Annotated in this window: 17 protein-coding genes; 8 read left to right on the top strand and 9 right to left on the bottom strand. The window is 42.5% G+C overall.

What is annotated here, in order from left to right; all coding sequences use genetic code 11:
• The first annotated feature begins 109 nt into the window (after positions 1 to 109).
• Positions 110 to 955, top strand: a complete 846-nt coding sequence (locus tag MB380_RS01705; protein ID WP_253532571.1) for a PIG-L deacetylase family protein — start codon at positions 110 to 112, stop codon at positions 953 to 955.
• Here MB380_RS01705 and MB380_RS01700 read toward each other — a convergent pair whose 3' ends face one another.
• A complete protein-coding gene (locus tag MB380_RS01700; RefSeq protein ID WP_253532568.1) occupies positions 956 to 2,260 on the bottom strand; it encodes a D-alanyl-D-alanine carboxypeptidase/D-alanyl-D-alanine-endopeptidase in 1,305 nt (434 codons plus the stop codon). It abuts the gene before it with no gap.
• A 169-nt stretch (positions 2,261 to 2,429) separates the two neighbouring features.
• Entirely contained in the window at positions 2,430 to 5,120 is a 2,691-nt protein-coding gene (locus tag MB380_RS01695; protein WP_253532565.1) for a T9SS type A sorting domain-containing protein, read from the bottom strand.
• 309 nt (positions 5,121 to 5,429) lie between these two features.
• On the opposite strand from MB380_RS01695, the gene MB380_RS01690 reads away from it, so the two are divergent.
• Complete coding sequence (locus tag MB380_RS01690; RefSeq protein ID WP_253532562.1) at positions 5,430 to 7,331, top strand: ATP-dependent DNA helicase RecQ; 1,902 nt, start codon at positions 5,430 to 5,432, stop codon at positions 7,329 to 7,331.
• 5 nt (positions 7,332 to 7,336) lie between these two features.
• Positions 7,337 to 7,819 carry a cyclic pyranopterin monophosphate synthase MoaC gene (moaC, locus tag MB380_RS01685; protein WP_253532559.1) on the top strand — a complete coding sequence of 161 codons (483 nt, stop codon included), beginning with the start codon at positions 7,337 to 7,339 and terminating at the stop codon, positions 7,817 to 7,819.
• An 11-nt stretch (positions 7,820 to 7,830) separates the two neighbouring features.
• Here moaC and MB380_RS01680 read toward each other — a convergent pair whose 3' ends face one another.
• The gene (locus tag MB380_RS01680) at positions 7,831 to 8,247 is read right to left on the bottom strand and encodes a molybdenum cofactor biosynthesis protein MoaE (protein WP_253532556.1); all 417 of its coding nucleotides are present in this window, start codon (positions 8,245 to 8,247) and stop codon (positions 7,831 to 7,833) included.
• A 24-nt stretch (positions 8,248 to 8,271) separates the two neighbouring features.
• Positions 8,272 to 8,514, bottom strand: coding sequence for a molybdopterin converting factor subunit 1 (gene moaD, locus MB380_RS01675; RefSeq protein ID WP_253532554.1), 243 nt, complete (start codon positions 8,512 to 8,514; stop codon positions 8,272 to 8,274).
• A gap of 165 nt (positions 8,515 to 8,679) precedes the next feature.
• Between moaD and blaOXA the strand changes: the two genes are divergently transcribed.
• Positions 8,680 to 9,468: a class D beta-lactamase gene (blaOXA, locus tag MB380_RS01670; protein WP_253532551.1), complete on the top strand. Its 789-nt coding sequence runs from the start codon at positions 8,680 to 8,682 to the stop codon at positions 9,466 to 9,468.
• An 87-nt stretch (positions 9,469 to 9,555) separates the two neighbouring features.
• Here blaOXA and MB380_RS01665 read toward each other — a convergent pair whose 3' ends face one another.
• Complete coding sequence (locus MB380_RS01665; RefSeq protein ID WP_253532547.1) at positions 9,556 to 10,137, bottom strand: NUMOD4 domain-containing protein; 582 nt, start codon at positions 10,135 to 10,137, stop codon at positions 9,556 to 9,558.
• A gap of 206 nt (positions 10,138 to 10,343) precedes the next feature.
• On the opposite strand from MB380_RS01665, the gene MB380_RS01660 reads away from it, so the two are divergent.
• Positions 10,344 to 10,706, top strand: a complete 363-nt coding sequence (locus tag MB380_RS01660; protein ID WP_253532546.1) for a CoA-binding protein — start codon at positions 10,344 to 10,346, stop codon at positions 10,704 to 10,706.
• A 68-nt stretch (positions 10,707 to 10,774) separates the two neighbouring features.
• Here MB380_RS01660 and MB380_RS01655 read toward each other — a convergent pair whose 3' ends face one another.
• The gene (locus MB380_RS01655; RefSeq protein WP_253532543.1) at positions 10,775 to 11,443 is read right to left on the bottom strand and encodes a YdcF family protein; all 669 of its coding nucleotides are present in this window, start codon (positions 11,441 to 11,443) and stop codon (positions 10,775 to 10,777) included.
• A gap of 121 nt (positions 11,444 to 11,564) precedes the next feature.
• On the opposite strand from MB380_RS01655, the gene MB380_RS01650 reads away from it, so the two are divergent.
• Positions 11,565 to 11,867, top strand: a complete 303-nt coding sequence (locus MB380_RS01650; protein WP_253532542.1) for a YtxH domain-containing protein — start codon at positions 11,565 to 11,567, stop codon at positions 11,865 to 11,867.
• A 42-nt stretch (positions 11,868 to 11,909) separates the two neighbouring features.
• Here the strand turns inward: MB380_RS01650 and MB380_RS01645 are convergent, their stop codons facing one another.
• Complete coding sequence (locus tag MB380_RS01645) at positions 11,910 to 12,326, bottom strand: hypothetical protein (RefSeq protein WP_253532540.1); 417 nt, start codon at positions 12,324 to 12,326, stop codon at positions 11,910 to 11,912.
• Between the two features lie 240 nt (positions 12,327 to 12,566).
• Here MB380_RS01645 and MB380_RS01640 point away from each other — a divergent pair, with 240 nt between their 5' ends.
• Both MB380_RS01640 and MB380_RS01635 read left to right on the top strand, forming a co-directional pair.
• Complete coding sequence (locus MB380_RS01640; protein WP_101726884.1) at positions 12,567 to 13,349, top strand: TIGR00266 family protein; 783 nt, start codon at positions 12,567 to 12,569, stop codon at positions 13,347 to 13,349.
• 179 nt (positions 13,350 to 13,528) lie between these two features.
• Complete coding sequence (locus tag MB380_RS01635) at positions 13,529 to 14,365, top strand: sugar phosphate isomerase/epimerase (RefSeq protein WP_253532538.1); 837 nt, start codon at positions 13,529 to 13,531, stop codon at positions 14,363 to 14,365.
• Between the two features lie 49 nt (positions 14,366 to 14,414).
• Here MB380_RS01635 and MB380_RS01630 read toward each other — a convergent pair whose 3' ends face one another.
• Together MB380_RS01630 and MB380_RS01625 are read right to left on the bottom strand one after the other, a co-directional pair.
• On the bottom strand, positions 14,415 to 14,996 hold the full coding sequence (locus MB380_RS01630) for a ribonuclease HII (RefSeq protein ID WP_253535499.1): 582 nt from the start codon (positions 14,994 to 14,996) through the stop codon (positions 14,415 to 14,417).
• A gap of 40 nt (positions 14,997 to 15,036) precedes the next feature.
• Entirely contained in the window at positions 15,037 to 16,395 is a 1,359-nt protein-coding gene (locus MB380_RS01625) for an MATE family efflux transporter (protein WP_253532536.1), read from the bottom strand.
• Positions 16,396 to 16,467: the final 72 nt, after the last annotated feature.

Raw genomic sequence — 16,467 nt, 5'->3', positions numbered from 1 at the left:
TTACTGATAACCTTAAATGGTGCGCACAAAAATAGGCTATATGATTGAAAAACCAGCGTTATCTTCCTAGCTTAGTGGCAGACTTTAACCAACGTTTCACCATTTGTTTATGAAAAAAGTAATTCTATTCAGCCTGATAGCTATTATTATTATTCTGGCCGGCGGCTTCCTCTATTTAAGAGGCCAGTTGCAGGATGATTCTGTTCCATTGTCCGATGGTTTTACCGGAGAAAAGGTGATGTTTATATTCCCTCACCCTGACGACGAAATTACCTGTGCCGGAACCCTGAAATTACTAAACAAACAGGGCATAGAAACCAGCCTGATTACTTTTACACATGGCGAAGCAGGCAACAGTAACGGCATGGTGAATGAAACCGACCCAAAAAAAAAGAAAATAGCACTGGCTGACATCAGAGAGAAAGAACTTCGGGCTGTAGGAGAGCTATTAGGTGTGGCTCATCAGGAAATACTCAATTACCCTGATGGTGGCATTAAAGATATTCCGGCTGATTCATTAAAAAAGATTATCCGCCAGAAAATAACCCTTTACCAGCCTACTGTTTTAATTACTTATGATGATGTAATTGGTTTATACGGCCACCCGGACCACCGCCTTATGGCGCAATATACCAAAGAGGTTTTTCTGGCAGATAAAGGCAAAAACGGCTTTTCTCCCACAAGGATTTACCAGGTTACATTGCCCGCACCTATGATAGCAACCGCTAAGAAGATTTCGGCCAGCTTTAAGAAGAATTTCAGCAAAAACATCACCTTGCCAACACCTGCAATGGCTGTCAGGATTAGTACCGCAGGTGAATTTAAAAAGCAAGCCATGTTGTTGCATGCCTCGCAAAGACCTACGTTTAATGACATGCAACCTTACTTTGATAAGGTACCCGCCTGGCTCTATTACAGAATATTTGACAAAGAATATTATGCCGAAGTAAAATAATCAATAGTGTTCATAAACCCATGTAAGTACTTTTTCTGCCTCACGCCGTATTTTAGACGCAGGCAGGTTGAAATTATTATTCATCAGGCTTACAATCAGGGTTTTGCCCTTTTTAGTAACCAGATACCCACTAAGGTTATAAACGCCACCCAAGGTGCCGGTTTTGGCAAAAATAAAAGGCTTTCCGGTAGATTTAAATACGTTTTTGAGTGTACCTGTTTGCCCGCCGGCAGGTAAAATAGTATAGAGTTTTTCCTGTGGCATTTCAGCGCTTATTTTTTCAAGCAGCTTTACGATAGACCGGGGTGTGAAAAGATTGTACCTGGACAACCCCGAACCATCAACCCACTTTGGCGCATCGGGCAAGTCCTGCAGGTGCTTTTCGGTAACAGATTTTATTGCAAATGCCGTGTTCAGCGAATCCTTCAATACAGCGCCACACAGCAGCAGCAGGTGTTCGGCCAGCATATTATCGCTCTCTTGCATCATCAACCGGTATACATCTTCAGAGGCCATACTGTAAATAGTTCTGGCATCTTTCGGCACCGGAACATGCAGCAGGCTTACATTTTTTCTGAGCGTGTCCATCAGCAATTGCTGGGTAAGTGCCGAAGAGGTTTTAAAGGGTATATCTGTTTTATAGTTGTTTTTTTGCAAAGTAGATTTCGGTAAAACAAATATATTATCGGTCTGGATACGTTTAATGCTGCTACCCTCATCTTTTCTGTAGAAACTATTACTAAAAATAGCAGGTTGCGGGGCAAAGGTGCCTTTATCAATACTCACACGTATCACATTGCCATACATGGGTAACCCATAAATTTCGGCAGAATAATAATCATTGTAGTCGTCCCAGGCCCAGCCTTCACCCATGGGCTGATTGGTAAAATTACCATCTGAAAAAAACAGGTTTTTTGTACCCTTCTGGCTTTTCAGGAAGTTGAAAGCCTTTGTGCTTTTTAAATCATGATGAAAAAAAGTCGGGTCTCCGGTTCCCCAGAAAATCAGTGAATCTTTATTAATGGTATATCGCAGGGCCGGAATAGAATCGCCCAGCGTTTTAAGGCAGGCATAAAAAGTAAATAACTTGGTATTAGAGGCAGGTGTAAAATACCTGTCGGCATTTCTTTCAAAAATAGCTTTCTTCGCGGTCGGGTCATAAATGGCCATTCCGGTAAAATTATGGGCAAACACTTCTGAGGTGTCTATCATGCGGGCAAAAGGCTGCCGACGGGATAAATTGTTGGAAGTAGTACATGAAATGCCGATTATGGCCAGAAACACCCAAAGTATTATTTTATACATAGCCTATTTTTGACCCAATTTAAGCATTAAAAACAAAATCCGGAAAAACCCGGCAAGCTAAATTCAATTATTCATTCCTTATTTTTTCTGATTGCCCTGAATCAGAAAAAAAAGGAGTCTGTCCCAAATGCAGGAACAGACTCCGTCGGTATAATGTATTAATACTTAATTAATGGCTCACCACAAATCTTTTTACAATAATGCCGTTTTCCGTATGCAAACGCACCAGATAGGTACCTGCATTCAAACTTCTTACATCTATTTTCTCGTAAAACATACTAATATCGGTTAGGTACTCACGGTCCATCATTTTTTTGCCGTTAGCCCCCATTACTTCCATTTTCACACGGCCCGGTTTGGGCAGGGTGGCTGTAATCTGGATTTCGTCAGGTGATGGATTCGGTGCCAGTGTAATTGTTTTTTCAAGACCGGGTTCAACAGCCAGTATCGGTGCGGGTGGTTTCATCTGTATTTTCAGGTTATCAATAGCCCAGCCCCAGCCATGAACCAACTGGTCGCTAAACAATCTGAAGCGCAACAAAATGGTTTCTCCGGCTACAAAAGTACCACTGTTAAGCATCTTGATAGTTCTGGTTCTAAAAAGGCTTTGCTTTCCTACCCCTTTTGAATCATTAACTTTTTCTGTTTCGCCATCCTGATTTATATACGTACTTTCCTCAAAATTATTATAAGTCTTTACCCACTCACTATTGTAAGACACATCATACCCATCTTCAAAGGGTTCCCAAGATGCTCCACCGTCATAAGAGCCTTCTACCACCACATAATCAAAGAAATTGGTACTTCCGTATGAGGCGCCGGCTTCACCGGGCTCAACCAAAACAATTTCATCAAAAGTAATATTGGCAGAATCTTTCTGATTTTTCAATTCAATAGGCTTTAAGAACAAGGCCATTGTATTTGATTCCAGATACTCGTTTCCACCGTTTTTATAGGGATGCGCCGAGTGCAAACCACCGTCGTCAAATCCGGATGGCTGCCGGATATCCCATCCCCCGATTCCGATAAAATCAGCATTAGGGGTATTAAAATCGGTGCTGTATTCTCTCACCGGCACTTGCGTGTTCAGGTCTGTAACCACAAACTCAAAGTAATCAGGCGAAAGCGTTACATTTTTGCCGGGTGTATTAAAGTATGAAGGAATAATTGTGGTGTTTTTGTTCTTTGAATTATCACTGGCCACAATTCTATACAAAACGCGGTCTCCTTTTTGCAGGTTGCCAAAGAGTTCTTTGCCAAGATAGGCATATACATCATTTCTTCCCTGCGAATAACGCTTGTCGTCTGTTTCCGGATTATACTTTTTCAAACCAACAGCCGGTTTTGCCTGCCCATTCACCAGATACTCTACGTAAACAGTATCTATACCGTGTTCAAAGTCGTCTTCGGCGTTCAGAAAAACATCCGGCTTTGTTGCAGGTGGCACAAAAGTAAGCGGAACAGCCGTTACAAATGGCGCTGAAATATCTGCTGCGCCTACCTGAAAACCATAAAAGCCTTTTGATGGCGCTTCCGCCGGAGAAGTATTGGTGCGTTTGTAGTTGTCTTGTACTACCAGATAATATCTGATAACCGCACCGGGTTTACTAACCGGAATAGTGGCAGTGTATTCGTCAGTATTGCCCACACGTACCAAATCAAGAACCTTGGCCTTACTGATGGAATCGTCTTCTGAATAATACAACTTGGCACTGCCTGCCACCAGCGTGGTGTCACTCGTTATTTTAGCCGATATCTTTACACTGGAAACAAAGTTTTCAATGCTTTTAACAGGTGTATGCACCAGAGAGGTGCTCTTCCAGCCCATATCAGCAAACATATTGCGTACCAGTGGGCCGGGGTCACGAATTACCTCACGCAAACTGGCTCTGGAGGTCATTAAGGAATTATCATTACCCGATGTATAAGTGTTATCGTCAAGGTGAGAAACGCTGGACCCCGGCTCATACACAATTGGTGCATAAAGCTTGGGTTTTTCGTCCCCTTTCATCTGAGACATCGGGCTGTTAAAAAAAAGATTGTTTCCTATTAACTGCTGACGCAATGCAGAAGACGGATTGGCGAACAAAGTGGTATTAAGTAATTTCTGGCCGGTGCCGTTTTCCATAAACTGGTCAAAAATAATCGGGTATCCGGTGCTATACCCCCACGATGCCGTTGTAGAGGTAGCCGTTGAACTCATGGAAGAGGTAAAGCCCAGGCCATGGCACAGCTCATGTAATACAACGGATGTGAAGTCGAACTGATTACGGGCCGGAGCGCCACTACCTAAATACCAGTTAGCAGAACTGTTAAACTCTGCTCTTATATCATATTCATTAATTGAGTTAAGTTCTTTTCCTGCAATTTTTTCAGCAAGGGCAATCGGATACCAGGTACCTGATTTTTGCTGCCCGGGAAAATTGCGTGTAAAATCGGCCGGGCTTGCCTGCCCCAGAATAGTACTGGTGGCACTGTTGCTTTGGATGTCATGCCAGATGGCAAGCACACGGATAGGCACCGGCGAACTAAGTATAGATGCCCATATATCTACCGCCTGCTGAAATGCCTTTTGCGCTTCTGGTGTAAACCCTTCATAGGTAACTATAAATGTGGTTGAAGTAGCCGCTGTTGTTCTTGAGCTTTTTGCTTTCAGGGCGGCTTGAACATCTTTAGCCGGAGGCACGTAGGTGTTAGCATCAACAAAATCGCCGGGGCACACTATCATATTGCCCTTCATAAACTCTATTTTGCCGGTGTTGGGTTTTGCAAGGTCTTTATCACGTGGGCTATTTGGCTTTTGAGCCAGCGCTGACATGACGGTAAAAGCCAGTAAGCCGGAAAGGTAAAGTTTTCTCATATTTTTATATCAATTCCTGTTTTTCAAAGTCTATTTTAAATTACGTAATCTGCCAGGTTTAGGTTGCTGACAAAATTCTATACAAGGTATAAATTCTAACGCATAAAATCACATTTTGTATAAACTGAAAGGCAGATTTATTGATTGATACACGTTATACCTGGTACGTTAAGTTTATCGGCGGTTAATTTTGGTTTTACTCCACCCTTGTTTAAATAAATAAACATCTTTTATACACGGGCTTGAGTTAATATATTAACGGCCGAACTCTGTATCTTTGCATGTTAGACGGAAACTGCGTTTTGAACGATGCAAGCATCAAAAGAAATATTACTGAAATACTGGCAGTATGATTCGTTCCGGCCATTACAGGAAAACATCATTAATTCTGTGCTGCAAGGAAACGACACCCTGGCTATAATGCCTACAGGTGGTGGCAAATCTGTTTGTTTTCAGGTACCTGCCATGCAAATGGACGGTGTTTGCATTGTTATAACTCCGCTGATTGCCCTGATGAAAGATCAGGTTGAACAGTTGAAAAGACGCGGTATTAAGGCAGCAGCCATTTACTCAGGCATGCACCGGACAGAGATTGACTATACTCTGGATAACTTTGTATATGGCGACTTCAAGTTTTTGTATGTGTCGCCCGAGCGCTTACTGACTGAGATTATGCAAGAGCGCACCAAACGTATGAAAGTGTGCTTACTGGCGGTTGATGAAGCCCACTGTGTTTCTCAATGGGGGTACGATTTCCGCCCGCCGTATCTTAAAATTCCGGAATTCAGAAAATTTGCGCCCAAGGCGCCTATGATAGCCCTTACGGCAACGGCAACAAAAGATGTAAAGCAGGATATTATCCAAAAACTGGGTTTTCAGAATACTCAGATTTTCCAGCAGAGTTTTGCCCGGCCAAACATTTCTTACTCGGCTTTTTGCGAGGAAAGCAAAGAACGTAAACTCTTTGAGATACTCATGAAAGTACAAGGCTGCGCTATTGTGTATGTGCGAAGCCGCAGAAGAACCAAAGAGATTTCGGACTGGCTGAATAGCAACCGTATCAGGTCTGAGTACTACCATGCCGGGCTTTCAATGGCTGAGCGCTTCAGAAAACAGGAAGCCTGGATAAAAAATCAGGTAAGGGTTATTGTGGCTACCAACGCATTTGGCATGGGTATTGACAAACCCGACGTGCGGGTGGTTGTGCACCTGGACCTGCCTGAAAACCTGGAGGCCTATTATCAGGAATCTGGGCGGGCAGGGCGTGACGGGCTGAAGTCTTACGCCATTCTGTTATATTTTAAAGCTGACCTGAAGGATATTTACAAGCAGGTTGAGCAGAAGTATCCGCCTATTGAAGCGCTTAAACGAACGTATCAGGCATTGGCTAACTACTTCAGGCTGGCAATGGGTGGCGAAAACTTTGAAAGTTATGATTTTGATTTTCAGGAGTTCATAGGCACTTTCGGGTTGATGGCCAACGATACACACCATGCCCTGAAAAAACTCGAAGACGAAGGGCTCATTCAGCTAAGCGACTCGTATTTCAGCCCCTCGAAGTTCCGTTTCAAGGTTGATAATCATGAGTTATATAACTTTCAGATTAAAAACGAGAGTTACGACAGGTTTACTAAATTGCTGCTACGTATGTATGGTGGGCATTTGTTTACCGACTTCACCACTATATCTGAAAGCGCCATAGGCCGGAATTTCTATGCGCAACCCGGTGAAGTTGAAAAAATGCTTATGTACCTGAATCAGGCAGGAATAGCCGATTACCAGAAACAGAAAAGCAGCCCGCAACTTACTTTTCTGACGGCAAGGCAGGATGCCGACTATCTTTCGATTAACCGTGTTGAATTTGAACGACGTAAAAAGAAAGAAATAGAAAAAGTAGAAGCCGTAGTGCAGTTTGCTCAGGAACAACGTCTTTGCCGTATGCAGTTTTTGCAAGAGTATTTTGATGAATTTACCGAGACCAGCTGTGGCATTTGCGATAATTGCCTGAAGCGCAAAAAAAGAGAAGTACCTTTTGATACTTATGCCCGATACCGCCAGAAAATACTGGAGATTCTACCGGCAGACATTAACCAGATAATGGGTTATCATTTTTTTGAAAATAAAGACTTTATTGCAGAGGTTATCAGAAGAATGCTGGAAAGCGAAGAGGTGTGGTATAGCGAATTGGGTATTTTACAGAAAAAACAATAGAGAATATGTCAGAATTTACACATATAGACGCCAACGGAAACCCTACCATGGTAGATGTAGGAGAAAAGCAAATCAGCAGACGGCTGGCAAAAGCACGCAGCATTGTGGTGGTAGATGATGAGATACTTGCCCAATTGCAACAAAACGAAATACACACCAGAAAAGGGCCGGTGTTTCAGACAGCCATTATTGCCGGGGTAATGGCTGCCAAACGTACAGGAGAGCTGATACCTCTTTGCCATCCGCTGGGGTTGGAAAACTGCCAGGTAAATATTAGCGTTAATGCGCAGAAAGAAATAGTAATAGAATGCACTGCCTCACTGACAGGTAAAACCGGTGTAGAAATGGAAGCGCTTACAGGCGCCAGCGTAGCAGCACTCACTATTTATGATATGTGTAAGGCATTCTCTCATAATATTATCATCAAAGAAACCCGTTTGATTGAGAAAACAGGTGGCAAAAGAGATTTTAAGCTGGAAGCCCGGTAACAGAAGTGCTATCAGGGTGTGGAAGATACCCATATTTCACCATCTTCAAATATTTCTTTTTTCCAGATAGGCACGGTTTCTTTCAGGGTATCAATTACATATTCGCAGGCGTCGAACGCGGCCTTCCTATGAGCCGCCGACACTGCAATTACCACGGGCACTTCTCCTATTGAAAGCGTACCCACCCTATGATGAATAGCAATTTTCTTTAATGAAAAAGCTACCAGGGCTGCCTCAGCAATTTTCTTCATTTCTGATATTGCCATAGGCTCATAGGCTTCAAAATCAAGCCGCACTACTGCTTTGCCTTGGGTGGCGTTTCGTACTGTACCTACGAAAGTTACAATACCACCGGCATCGGCTGTTTTTACAAAGTCGAGGCAGGCCTGTTCAGATAGCGCTGTATGCAATAGTTGAATGTCAATCATTTTTTAAATTTATTAACGCCACAATTATCCGCCACTAACCGGGGGAATCAGCACTATTTCATCGTTTTCCTTTAATAGCATGGGGTCTTCGGCATACGCTTCGTTCAGTGCAATACGTAACGATTTCAATTTGCCAAAAGCCGGAAACTGTACGGCCAAGTGATTTTTGAGGTCGGCCACAGTGGCATTGGCAGGCAATGAGACCTTATACTCAAACTGCCCGATGATATCGCGGGTTATCCCGAAACACAGTACTTTCAGATTCATATTTAAGCGGCCTTTAAGTCTTTTCCACAATCAGCTTATTTGGGTTGTTTCTCACAAAAAAGAATAAAAATATCTTCAGAAATTGAATAATCCCATCTATATTTCTTGTCTCTTTTGCGTATTTTTGTTAGAAACCATTCCAAAATTAACCCGCGCTTCTTTAGAATGAAAAAACTACTTGCTTTTATTTTTTCTCTTGGCGTATTATTTGATATTTCTGCGCAGAAAGTTCAGGATTTCAGCTCTTATTTTAAAGAAAAAGACCTTGAAGGTGGTTTTTTTATGTACAACTACCAAAAGAAAGAATATCTTGTAAGTGATAAGGGAGAGTTTTTAAAAGCAACTTCGCCAGCCTCAACTTTTAAAATACTAAATTCTCTGATTGCCCTGGAAACCGGAGCCATTAAAGATGAAAATGAAATAATTAAATGGGACGGGCAGGAGCGGTCGCAAAGTGCATGGAATGCCGACCATGACCTGAAGAATGCCTACAAGAACTCAACGGTCTGGTTTTATCAGGAGCTTGCCCGACGAATAGGCGAAGACAAATACCGGAAATATCTGAAAGCCTGTAATTACGGAAACCAAGATATAAGTGGGGGGCTTACAACCTTCTGGCTGGGCTCAAGCATGCTGATTTCGCCCAAAAACCAGCTTGAATTTTTAGTAAAACTTCATGAAGAAAAACTGCCGTTCTCCAAAAGGACGTTTGACATCGTAAAGAAAATAATGATTCGCGAGCAAACTCCGGAATACCTGCTACGTGCAAAAACCGGATGGTCTAATTTCCCACCTACCGATATAGGCTGGTTTATTGGCTACATAGAAGCCAAATCCAACACCTATTTTTTTGTTACCAGAGTATATAAACCGGTAGATAAGAAACTACCATCTTTTGGCGCCGACCGAGTTGAAATTACCAATACCATACTAAAAGCACTGCATATACCTTAAGCATTGTGGCAGTTTAACAAAGCTGCATTCTTTGGAGGCCTTTTTGGGTTAGCTGCCCATTTGCACAGGGCATTAATAGAGGTGCAATTATTCGTCTAATTTTAAATGCCCCCAGTTTTCTCCTGAGCGTATGCGGTTCAATTGTGTGTGAGTAATACCAAACTGCTTGGCTATCATTTTCAGGCGTGTATTTTCATTCTGCAACATCTTTTTTATCATGCGCACTTTCGTCTCTGTCAGTTTATAATTTTTGGTGTTTCTGGGTACCGGTTTGTTTTTCACTGCGGGATTCTCACGGTTATGCTCAACCATTTCTTCTTTGGTTACCCATTTCAGGTTTTCAAAATGGTTGTTCATCTTATCGAAGTCCAGGTGTATTACAAACTTATGGTCGGGGCTTTCTCTTTTTACAAAGGTTTCGGCAACAAGCTTGTGGATATAACGGTTAAACGTTTTTCCTTTAGGCAGCCTCACATTCAGAGACCTGTAGCCCTGTATAACCGAGCCTTTGATAATTGTTCCTTTCACGTCACTCTGCAGGCTGCGCAGCCTGCCAAAATTTGAGACCTCATAACGGGGAGGGTTCTCAACACCTTCTACATTTATTACAACGGGGGTCCATCGTTCTGCCCACAGGGCATTTTTTTCGCTATTCAGTCCTCGGTTCATCACAAAAAAATTTAATCTTAACTATATTCAATCAATGCAAAAAAGTTATGCCAGCAAAATAGGTAGTACACCACATCAGACAGGATTATCCTCGCATATTAAACAGCATTTCATTCGGTAAATTGTTCTTATGGGCTTGCTTAATGTATTTTTAAGGAACAAAACCGGCTTTGGGTAATGTTATTTAACTATAACAGATTAAGACAATGTCAAAAAAAACATTAATCATTGGTGCATCAACCGACCCCGCCCGATATGCATTCCTGGCAGCCAACAGATTGCTGAATCACGGTCATGAAATTGAACTGATAGGTAGAGATACAGGGAATATCGGTAATAAAGAAATACAGACAAGCAAACCAAACCTGGATGGCATTGATACCGTAACTATGTATGTAAGCCCGAAACACCAGCCTGAATATTACGATTACATTGTGGGTCTGAAACCCAAAAGAGTAATATTTAACCCAGGAACCGAAAATACAGAATTTGAAGACCTACTTGCAAAAAACAATATAGAGCCTTTAGAAGCCTGCACGCTTGTTATGCTGTCAACAGGGCAATATTAATTCTGAAATTCTGGTTTAAAATAAAAACATGGATTTTTTTGCCGATTATTTTATTGGGCGGAAAAAATTCAGCTTGCCATGCGCCCTTCATAGCCTGCTTCAATTAGTTTTTCATAGGCATTCCATACCTCTTCAGGAATATCCATGGGTATCAGAAACCCTCTTTCGGGGTAAATTTTCAACCGTTGCAGGTCTCCGGTCATGTTGCTGATTACCCTTTCTTTGCTGATGCCGTTTTGTGCGCAACGGCTCAGGTAGGTGTCGTACGAATCAGCAATAGCAGAAACCACAAAATCAAACTCTTTAAACTGAACCATAGCGGTTGCATAGGTTCGCCTGATCATATACGGCTTCTGCACCAGAATAAAGCTGCCGAAGTTAAGCTGCTGAGCCTGTATTAGTTTCTTGGTAAATATAAAGTTCTCGCCTGTGTTTGTAGCCTCATTTTCCAGAATAATGGCATGGGGTGGCACTCCTTTTTTAACTGCAATGTCAAAGAAAGCCTCGGCCTCTGTTTTGGGCACTGTGTTTCGTAATTCGCCGGCCGGCCTCACAACCCCACCCGAAAAAATAATAAATGGAGCCATGCCGTTGTGGTAAAGTTGAGAGGCGTAGTCGGCCACTGAGGGGTCATGGCTACCTAAAACAAAAATGCAGTCGGCCTTTTTAATTGTTTGTTTAAGAAAATGGTAATCAAATAGTATTCTGGCGTAGGTATCAATCAAGTTATCAGTCATCAATAGAACATTATTAGCTTAGACAAAAATATAGATTATCTGACCAAGTTTCAGACACTTTTATCAGATAATTTCGTTTTATAATAAAGTATGATTTTAAACTAAAGCATATATTAAGACCATGATTAACGCAAAACATCTGGCCACTTTTGTACTCGGAGCAGTTGCAGGGGTAGCATTACACAAATATTTACAAACCGAAGAGGGCGAAAAGGCCCTTGAAAACCTGAAAGACAAAGCCGGTAAACTAAAAGATGAGGCCGAAGGCGCCATTGACAAAGCGCCTGAGTATTTCGAGAAACTGAAAACTGAAGGAGCCGAAGCACTGAAAGAACATTTTCCGGGTATTGAGAAATTTCTGCAGGATTTTTTTGCCAGAAATACCGGTAGCCAGACACCGCCATCACCAGAACCTCAGGCCTGATTAAACAATTAAAGCCGGCTAGGTAGCCGGCTTTAATTGTTTTTACACCTTTTTAATTGTAAAGATGATTCGGTAATTTTCAAGACTGATAGGGTCTGGCGTTGACGGATACGGAGAAACCTCAGTTACTTCAATTGCATAAGTTGTTCCATTTAATATAACAGTTGTTCTGGGGGTTTTTGAGTTGTCGGCGTATAACTCTACCGAGGCATCTTTGGTAACGTTGTTTTCAGTAACACTGAAATAAACCTTTACCATACCTGCCCAAACACATACCACATTTTTGGGGCAGCGGCTGTCTTCTATTTTTGTAACCTTTACAGATACGCCTTCCTGAAGCATTACTGCCTGCGCGTAAGACATTTCAATTTTGCCACCTAAATTGGCCTGAGGCTCTGCCGTCTCTTTTGAGCACGCGGTTGCCAATGCAACCAGCATAATTACCATTAACTTTTTCATAAAACCTGTAAATTTAATTTGCACCAGCGTTAAGCCTTCCGTTTGCGTTGAAAACTGCCGTTTTGTTGCTGTCTATAAAATGTTTTTCTACTATGATACTGAATACCGGCAATTGGTTGGAAAAAAACAATATAAAAAAACAACCACTCCAATGTGGCGCTTGCCCATTTATGTAGTTTTTTTTGAAGTTTTTATTCTTAAACCTATATATTCGCCTCATCATTTTAATCCATTAAAGACATGCGTTCTCACGAAATTGATTACAAAATATTTGGCGAAGATATCCAGATTGTAGAAATAGAACTGGACCCTTACGAAACCGTTATAGCAGAAGCCGGTTCAATGCTTTTTATGGAAGACGGCATACAGTTTGAAACTAAAATGGGCGACGGCTCGCAACCTCAGCAAAGCATTTTCGGCAAATTGCTTCAGGCTGGCTCAAGGGTGTTAATGGGAGAGTCTGTTTTTATGACCCACTTTACCAATACAACTTCAAACATGAAGCGCAAAGTGGCATTTGCCGCTCCGTATCCGGGCACTATCAAGGCTGTTGACCTGGCCAATATTATGGGCAACACGCTTATTGTGCAAAAAGACGCATTCTTGTGCGCAGCTAAGGGCACCAGTATTTCAATACATTTTAATCAACGCCTGGGCTCGGGTTTCTTTGGAGGCGAAGGCTTTATTCTTGAAAAAATACAAGGCGACGGCATGGCCTTTATCCACTCAGGTGGTGTGGTAATTGAGCGGCAGTTAAATAATGAAACCCTTCGTATTGATACGGGTTGTGTGGTTGGCTTTGAGCCTCAGCTACAGTTTGACATTGAGCGTTCGGGCAGCCTTAAATCAATGATTTTTGGTGGCGAGGGTCTTTTCCTGGCAACGCTTCGCGGTACAGGGAAGGTCTGGATACAATCTTTACCGATTTCTAAGCTGATTCAGCGCCTGTCGCCTTATGGTGGCAATGCCAATAAAGAAAGCGGCTCAATTCTGGGCGGGCTGGGCAATATATTTGAAAGCTAAGATTTCAGGCACTTTATATTTATAGGCACAGGCAAATAGCTGCTTGTGCCTTTTTTTATGAGCAAAAGCGGTTTACTCTAGCGTTTTCACAAAAAAAAATCATAATCTTAATCTTAAAGGTTTTGTAAAATCAGCTAAATTGCCAAGTGTTATTAAAAATCAAACCTTCTTTCAAAACTATGAATATTAACCGCAGAAAATTCCTGCAGCAATCTGCTTCTTTGGCTGCTATGGCACTTATAGTAAACAGAGTAGATGCCAAAGAAACCCTTAAACAATTTGGTTGCCAGCTTTATAGTATACGCGATGTGCTGCCTAAAGACCCAAGAGGTTATATGAAACAATTGGCCGATATGGGCTATAAATATTTTGAGAGCTATTCACAAGACCCGCTATGGGGAATGTCGCCCAAAGATGCCAAAGCGTTTTTGTCTGATATAGGCGTAAAAATGGTGAGTACGCACCTGGGGCTGCAGGAAACCAACGAGGAAATGATAGCCAAATGTGCCGAAGCCGGTTTAAGCTATGTAATTTGCCCGGGTATTGGGATGCAACCCTCGGCAGACGCCTGGAAAAAGAAAGCAGAAACCTTTACCCAGCATGGCGAAACCTGCAAAAAATATGGTTTGCGTTACGGCTACCACAATCACTCATACTCGTTTCAGAATGCCAACGGGGTAAAAGGCCAACGTATTTTGTTAGAGAATACCGACCCGTCTTTAGTATGTTTTGAATTAGATATGTGCTGGATTGAAGCCTCTGGCGAAGATACGCTTGCGCACTTGAAAGAATACGGCAAACGCTATGAACTTTGCCATATTAAACAATTGGAAACCAAAGACCCAAGACCCAAACAAACCGATTTGGAAAAAGGTATTATTGACTACAAACAATTGATTCGTGCCGCTAAAGATGCCGGTATCAGATATTATCTGGTTGAGCAGGAGCAATATCCGGTTAGCCCGATTGAAAGTATGAAAAACGATGCCGCTTATCTGAAAACTCTTTCTTTCTAAGCGCTGATTTTATAAGTAAAACCCTTGTAGAGGCAACTTTACAGGGGTTTTATTGTTTTACGCCCCTGAATGTAAGCCGGTGGTAAGGCGACAGCCCATGCTGCAGAATGGCGTTCCGGTGATGGGTGGTAGGATACCCGGCATTGATATGCCAGTTATAATGCGGATACTCGGCGCTTAGTTTTTCCATCAGGTCGTCGCGATAAGTTTTGGCCAGAATTGAGGCGGCAGCTATGGATAAAAACCTGGAATCTCCCTTAATAATGCAGGTGTGCGGAATAAGCGGATAAGGCACAAACCGATTACCGTCAATCAGCAGGTGTTCAGGTCTGGTAGCCAAGGCATCAACCGCCCGGTGCATGGCCAGAAAACTGGCTTTCAGAATATTTATTTTATCAATTTCTTTTTCAGATGCCTCCGCTATCTGATAAGCAACAGCCTCTTTCATTATTTCTACACGCAGGCTGTTTCTCTGGGTTTTGGTTAATTGTTTGGAGTCATTCAGCCAGTTATGTTTATAATCTTTGGGTAAAATAACGGCGGCAGCCACCACCGGGCCGGCCAGACAGCCCCTTCCGGCCTCGTCAAGCCCTGCTTCAATCAGATTTTCGTTATAATATGACCTGAGCAACTCGTGACTTTTAAGCATCTTGTAATTCCAATTGATAATGTTAAGTCTTTTTCAGCTTGCCCACCATATAATAGAACCTTGTAGTGAGCAATCCGGCCGAAATGGTTAAGCCGGCAAAGAGGCCAATCCAGATACCGACGGCATCTTGCTTGAGGTTAAAACCCAGAAAATAGCCTAGTGGCAAAGCTACAACCCAATAGGCAAACATGGTAATCCAGGTAGGAATATTTACATCGGCAATGCCACGCAGAATACCCAGCGCCACTACCTGTATGCCGTCAGATAACTGAAATACAGCTGCTATGAGCATTAACTTACCGGCCAGCACAATTACTTCGGCATCTGATATATACAATTCTACCAGAAAACGGTTCAGCACAATAATAAGCAACATCATGATGGTCATGAAAGTACCCACCAGCAGCAAAGCCACATTGCCAGACATCTTTATCTTTCTGATGCTCCTCAGCCCCCTGCCCTCGCCTACCCTGATAGCCCCGGCTACACCCAACCCAGAGGCCATCATGTACGTGGTTGAGGCTATATTAATGGCAATCTGGTGCGCAGCCAACTGGGTTTCGCCCAACCAGCCCATCATCACCACTGCCAACGAAAAGGCCGCAATCTCAAAGAAAAACTGCAAACCACTGGGTACGCCAATCTTAAAAATCAGCTTCACCAAATCGGCAACCGGCAGTGAGTTATAAATACTTTTCAGGTAATCTTTAAAAGCGCTTGCCCTGTATAAATACAGTAGCATCACCATAAACATCAGAGCCTTTGTCAGAAGTGTAGAAACTGCAGCTCCGTTAAGCCCCATTTTAGGCAAACCCAGATACCCATTGATTAAAAGTACATTTAATACAAAATTGACAACCAGCCCTATGATGGTAATCATCATGGCAACTTTGGTTTTTGAAAGTCCGTCTGATAATTGTTTGGAAGCAATAAACAAAAACGTGAATATATTAGAAATCAGAATGATGCCCATAAAAGCGGGCGATTTTTCATTGATTTCGGCCGATTGCTGAAATACTTCAAAGAAAGTAATGCACAAAAAACCAACGATACACATAAAAAGACCGAACCATCCGGCCGCCCAAAGGGCTGCCCGAAATAACCGGTTTACCTCTGCGGCATTCTGCTCTGCTTTTGCTTTTGAGATAAGCGGCGCCACAACAGCCAACCCACCCACACCGATAGACGATATAAGAAAAGCTATTGAATTGGCTATACCTGCCACACCCAGACCGATTTTACCCAGATAGTGGCCTACCATGATATTATCGGTTACGCCCATCAGAATAGAACCCAGTTGGGCCACAATGATAGGCAAAGCCAGTAAAACAGTTTTTTTTGCCTCGTCTCGAAAAGCAGGTGATAATAGATTAATACTCATACGATGTTGCGGAAGTTACCCCAAAGAATGGCCAAACAACTCGGCTTTATTGCCAGATTAAAACAGTGATTT

It is taken from the genome of Emticicia sp. 21SJ11W-3 (assembly GCF_024138715.1).
In the GTDB taxonomy this organism is placed as follows: domain Bacteria; phylum Bacteroidota; class Bacteroidia; order Cytophagales; family Spirosomataceae; genus Emticicia; species Emticicia fluvialis.
Note: the sequence above shows the minus strand (reverse complement) of the source record. Positions and strands in the feature narration are given on the sequence as shown.

Bases quoted from the DNA above. Each gene is read 5' to 3' on its own strand.
- MB380_RS01705 (WP_253532571.1), top strand. From the start codon at position 110: ATGAAAAAAGTAATTCTATTCAGCCTGATAGCTATTATTATTATTCTG.
- MB380_RS01700 (WP_253532568.1), bottom strand. From the start codon at position 2,260: ATGTATAAAATAATACTTTGGGTGTTTCTGGCCATAATCGGCATTTCA.
- MB380_RS01695 (WP_253532565.1), bottom strand. From the start codon at position 5,120: ATGAGAAAACTTTACCTTTCCGGCTTACTGGCTTTTACCGTCATGTCA.
- MB380_RS01690 (WP_253532562.1), top strand. From the start codon at position 5,430: ATGCAAGCATCAAAAGAAATATTACTGAAATACTGGCAGTATGATTCG.
- moaC (WP_253532559.1), top strand. From the start codon at position 7,337: ATGTCAGAATTTACACATATAGACGCCAACGGAAACCCTACCATGGTA.
- MB380_RS01680 (WP_253532556.1), bottom strand. From the start codon at position 8,247: ATGATTGACATTCAACTATTGCATACAGCGCTATCTGAACAGGCCTGC.
- moaD (WP_253532554.1), bottom strand. From the start codon at position 8,514: ATGAATCTGAAAGTACTGTGTTTCGGGATAACCCGCGATATCATCGGG.
- blaOXA (WP_253532551.1), top strand. From the start codon at position 8,680: ATGAAAAAACTACTTGCTTTTATTTTTTCTCTTGGCGTATTATTTGAT.
- MB380_RS01665 (WP_253532547.1), bottom strand. From the start codon at position 10,137: ATGAACCGAGGACTGAATAGCGAAAAAAATGCCCTGTGGGCAGAACGA.
- MB380_RS01660 (WP_253532546.1), top strand. From the start codon at position 10,344: ATGTCAAAAAAAACATTAATCATTGGTGCATCAACCGACCCCGCCCGA.
- MB380_RS01655 (WP_253532543.1), bottom strand. From the start codon at position 11,443: ATGACTGATAACTTGATTGATACCTACGCCAGAATACTATTTGATTAC.
- MB380_RS01650 (WP_253532542.1), top strand. From the start codon at position 11,565: ATGATTAACGCAAAACATCTGGCCACTTTTGTACTCGGAGCAGTTGCA.
- MB380_RS01645 (WP_253532540.1), bottom strand. From the start codon at position 12,326: ATGAAAAAGTTAATGGTAATTATGCTGGTTGCATTGGCAACCGCGTGC.
- MB380_RS01640 (WP_101726884.1), top strand. From the start codon at position 12,567: ATGCGTTCTCACGAAATTGATTACAAAATATTTGGCGAAGATATCCAG.
- MB380_RS01635 (WP_253532538.1), top strand. From the start codon at position 13,529: ATGAATATTAACCGCAGAAAATTCCTGCAGCAATCTGCTTCTTTGGCT.
- MB380_RS01625 (WP_253532536.1), bottom strand. From the start codon at position 16,395: ATGAGTATTAATCTATTATCACCTGCTTTTCGAGACGAGGCAAAAAAA.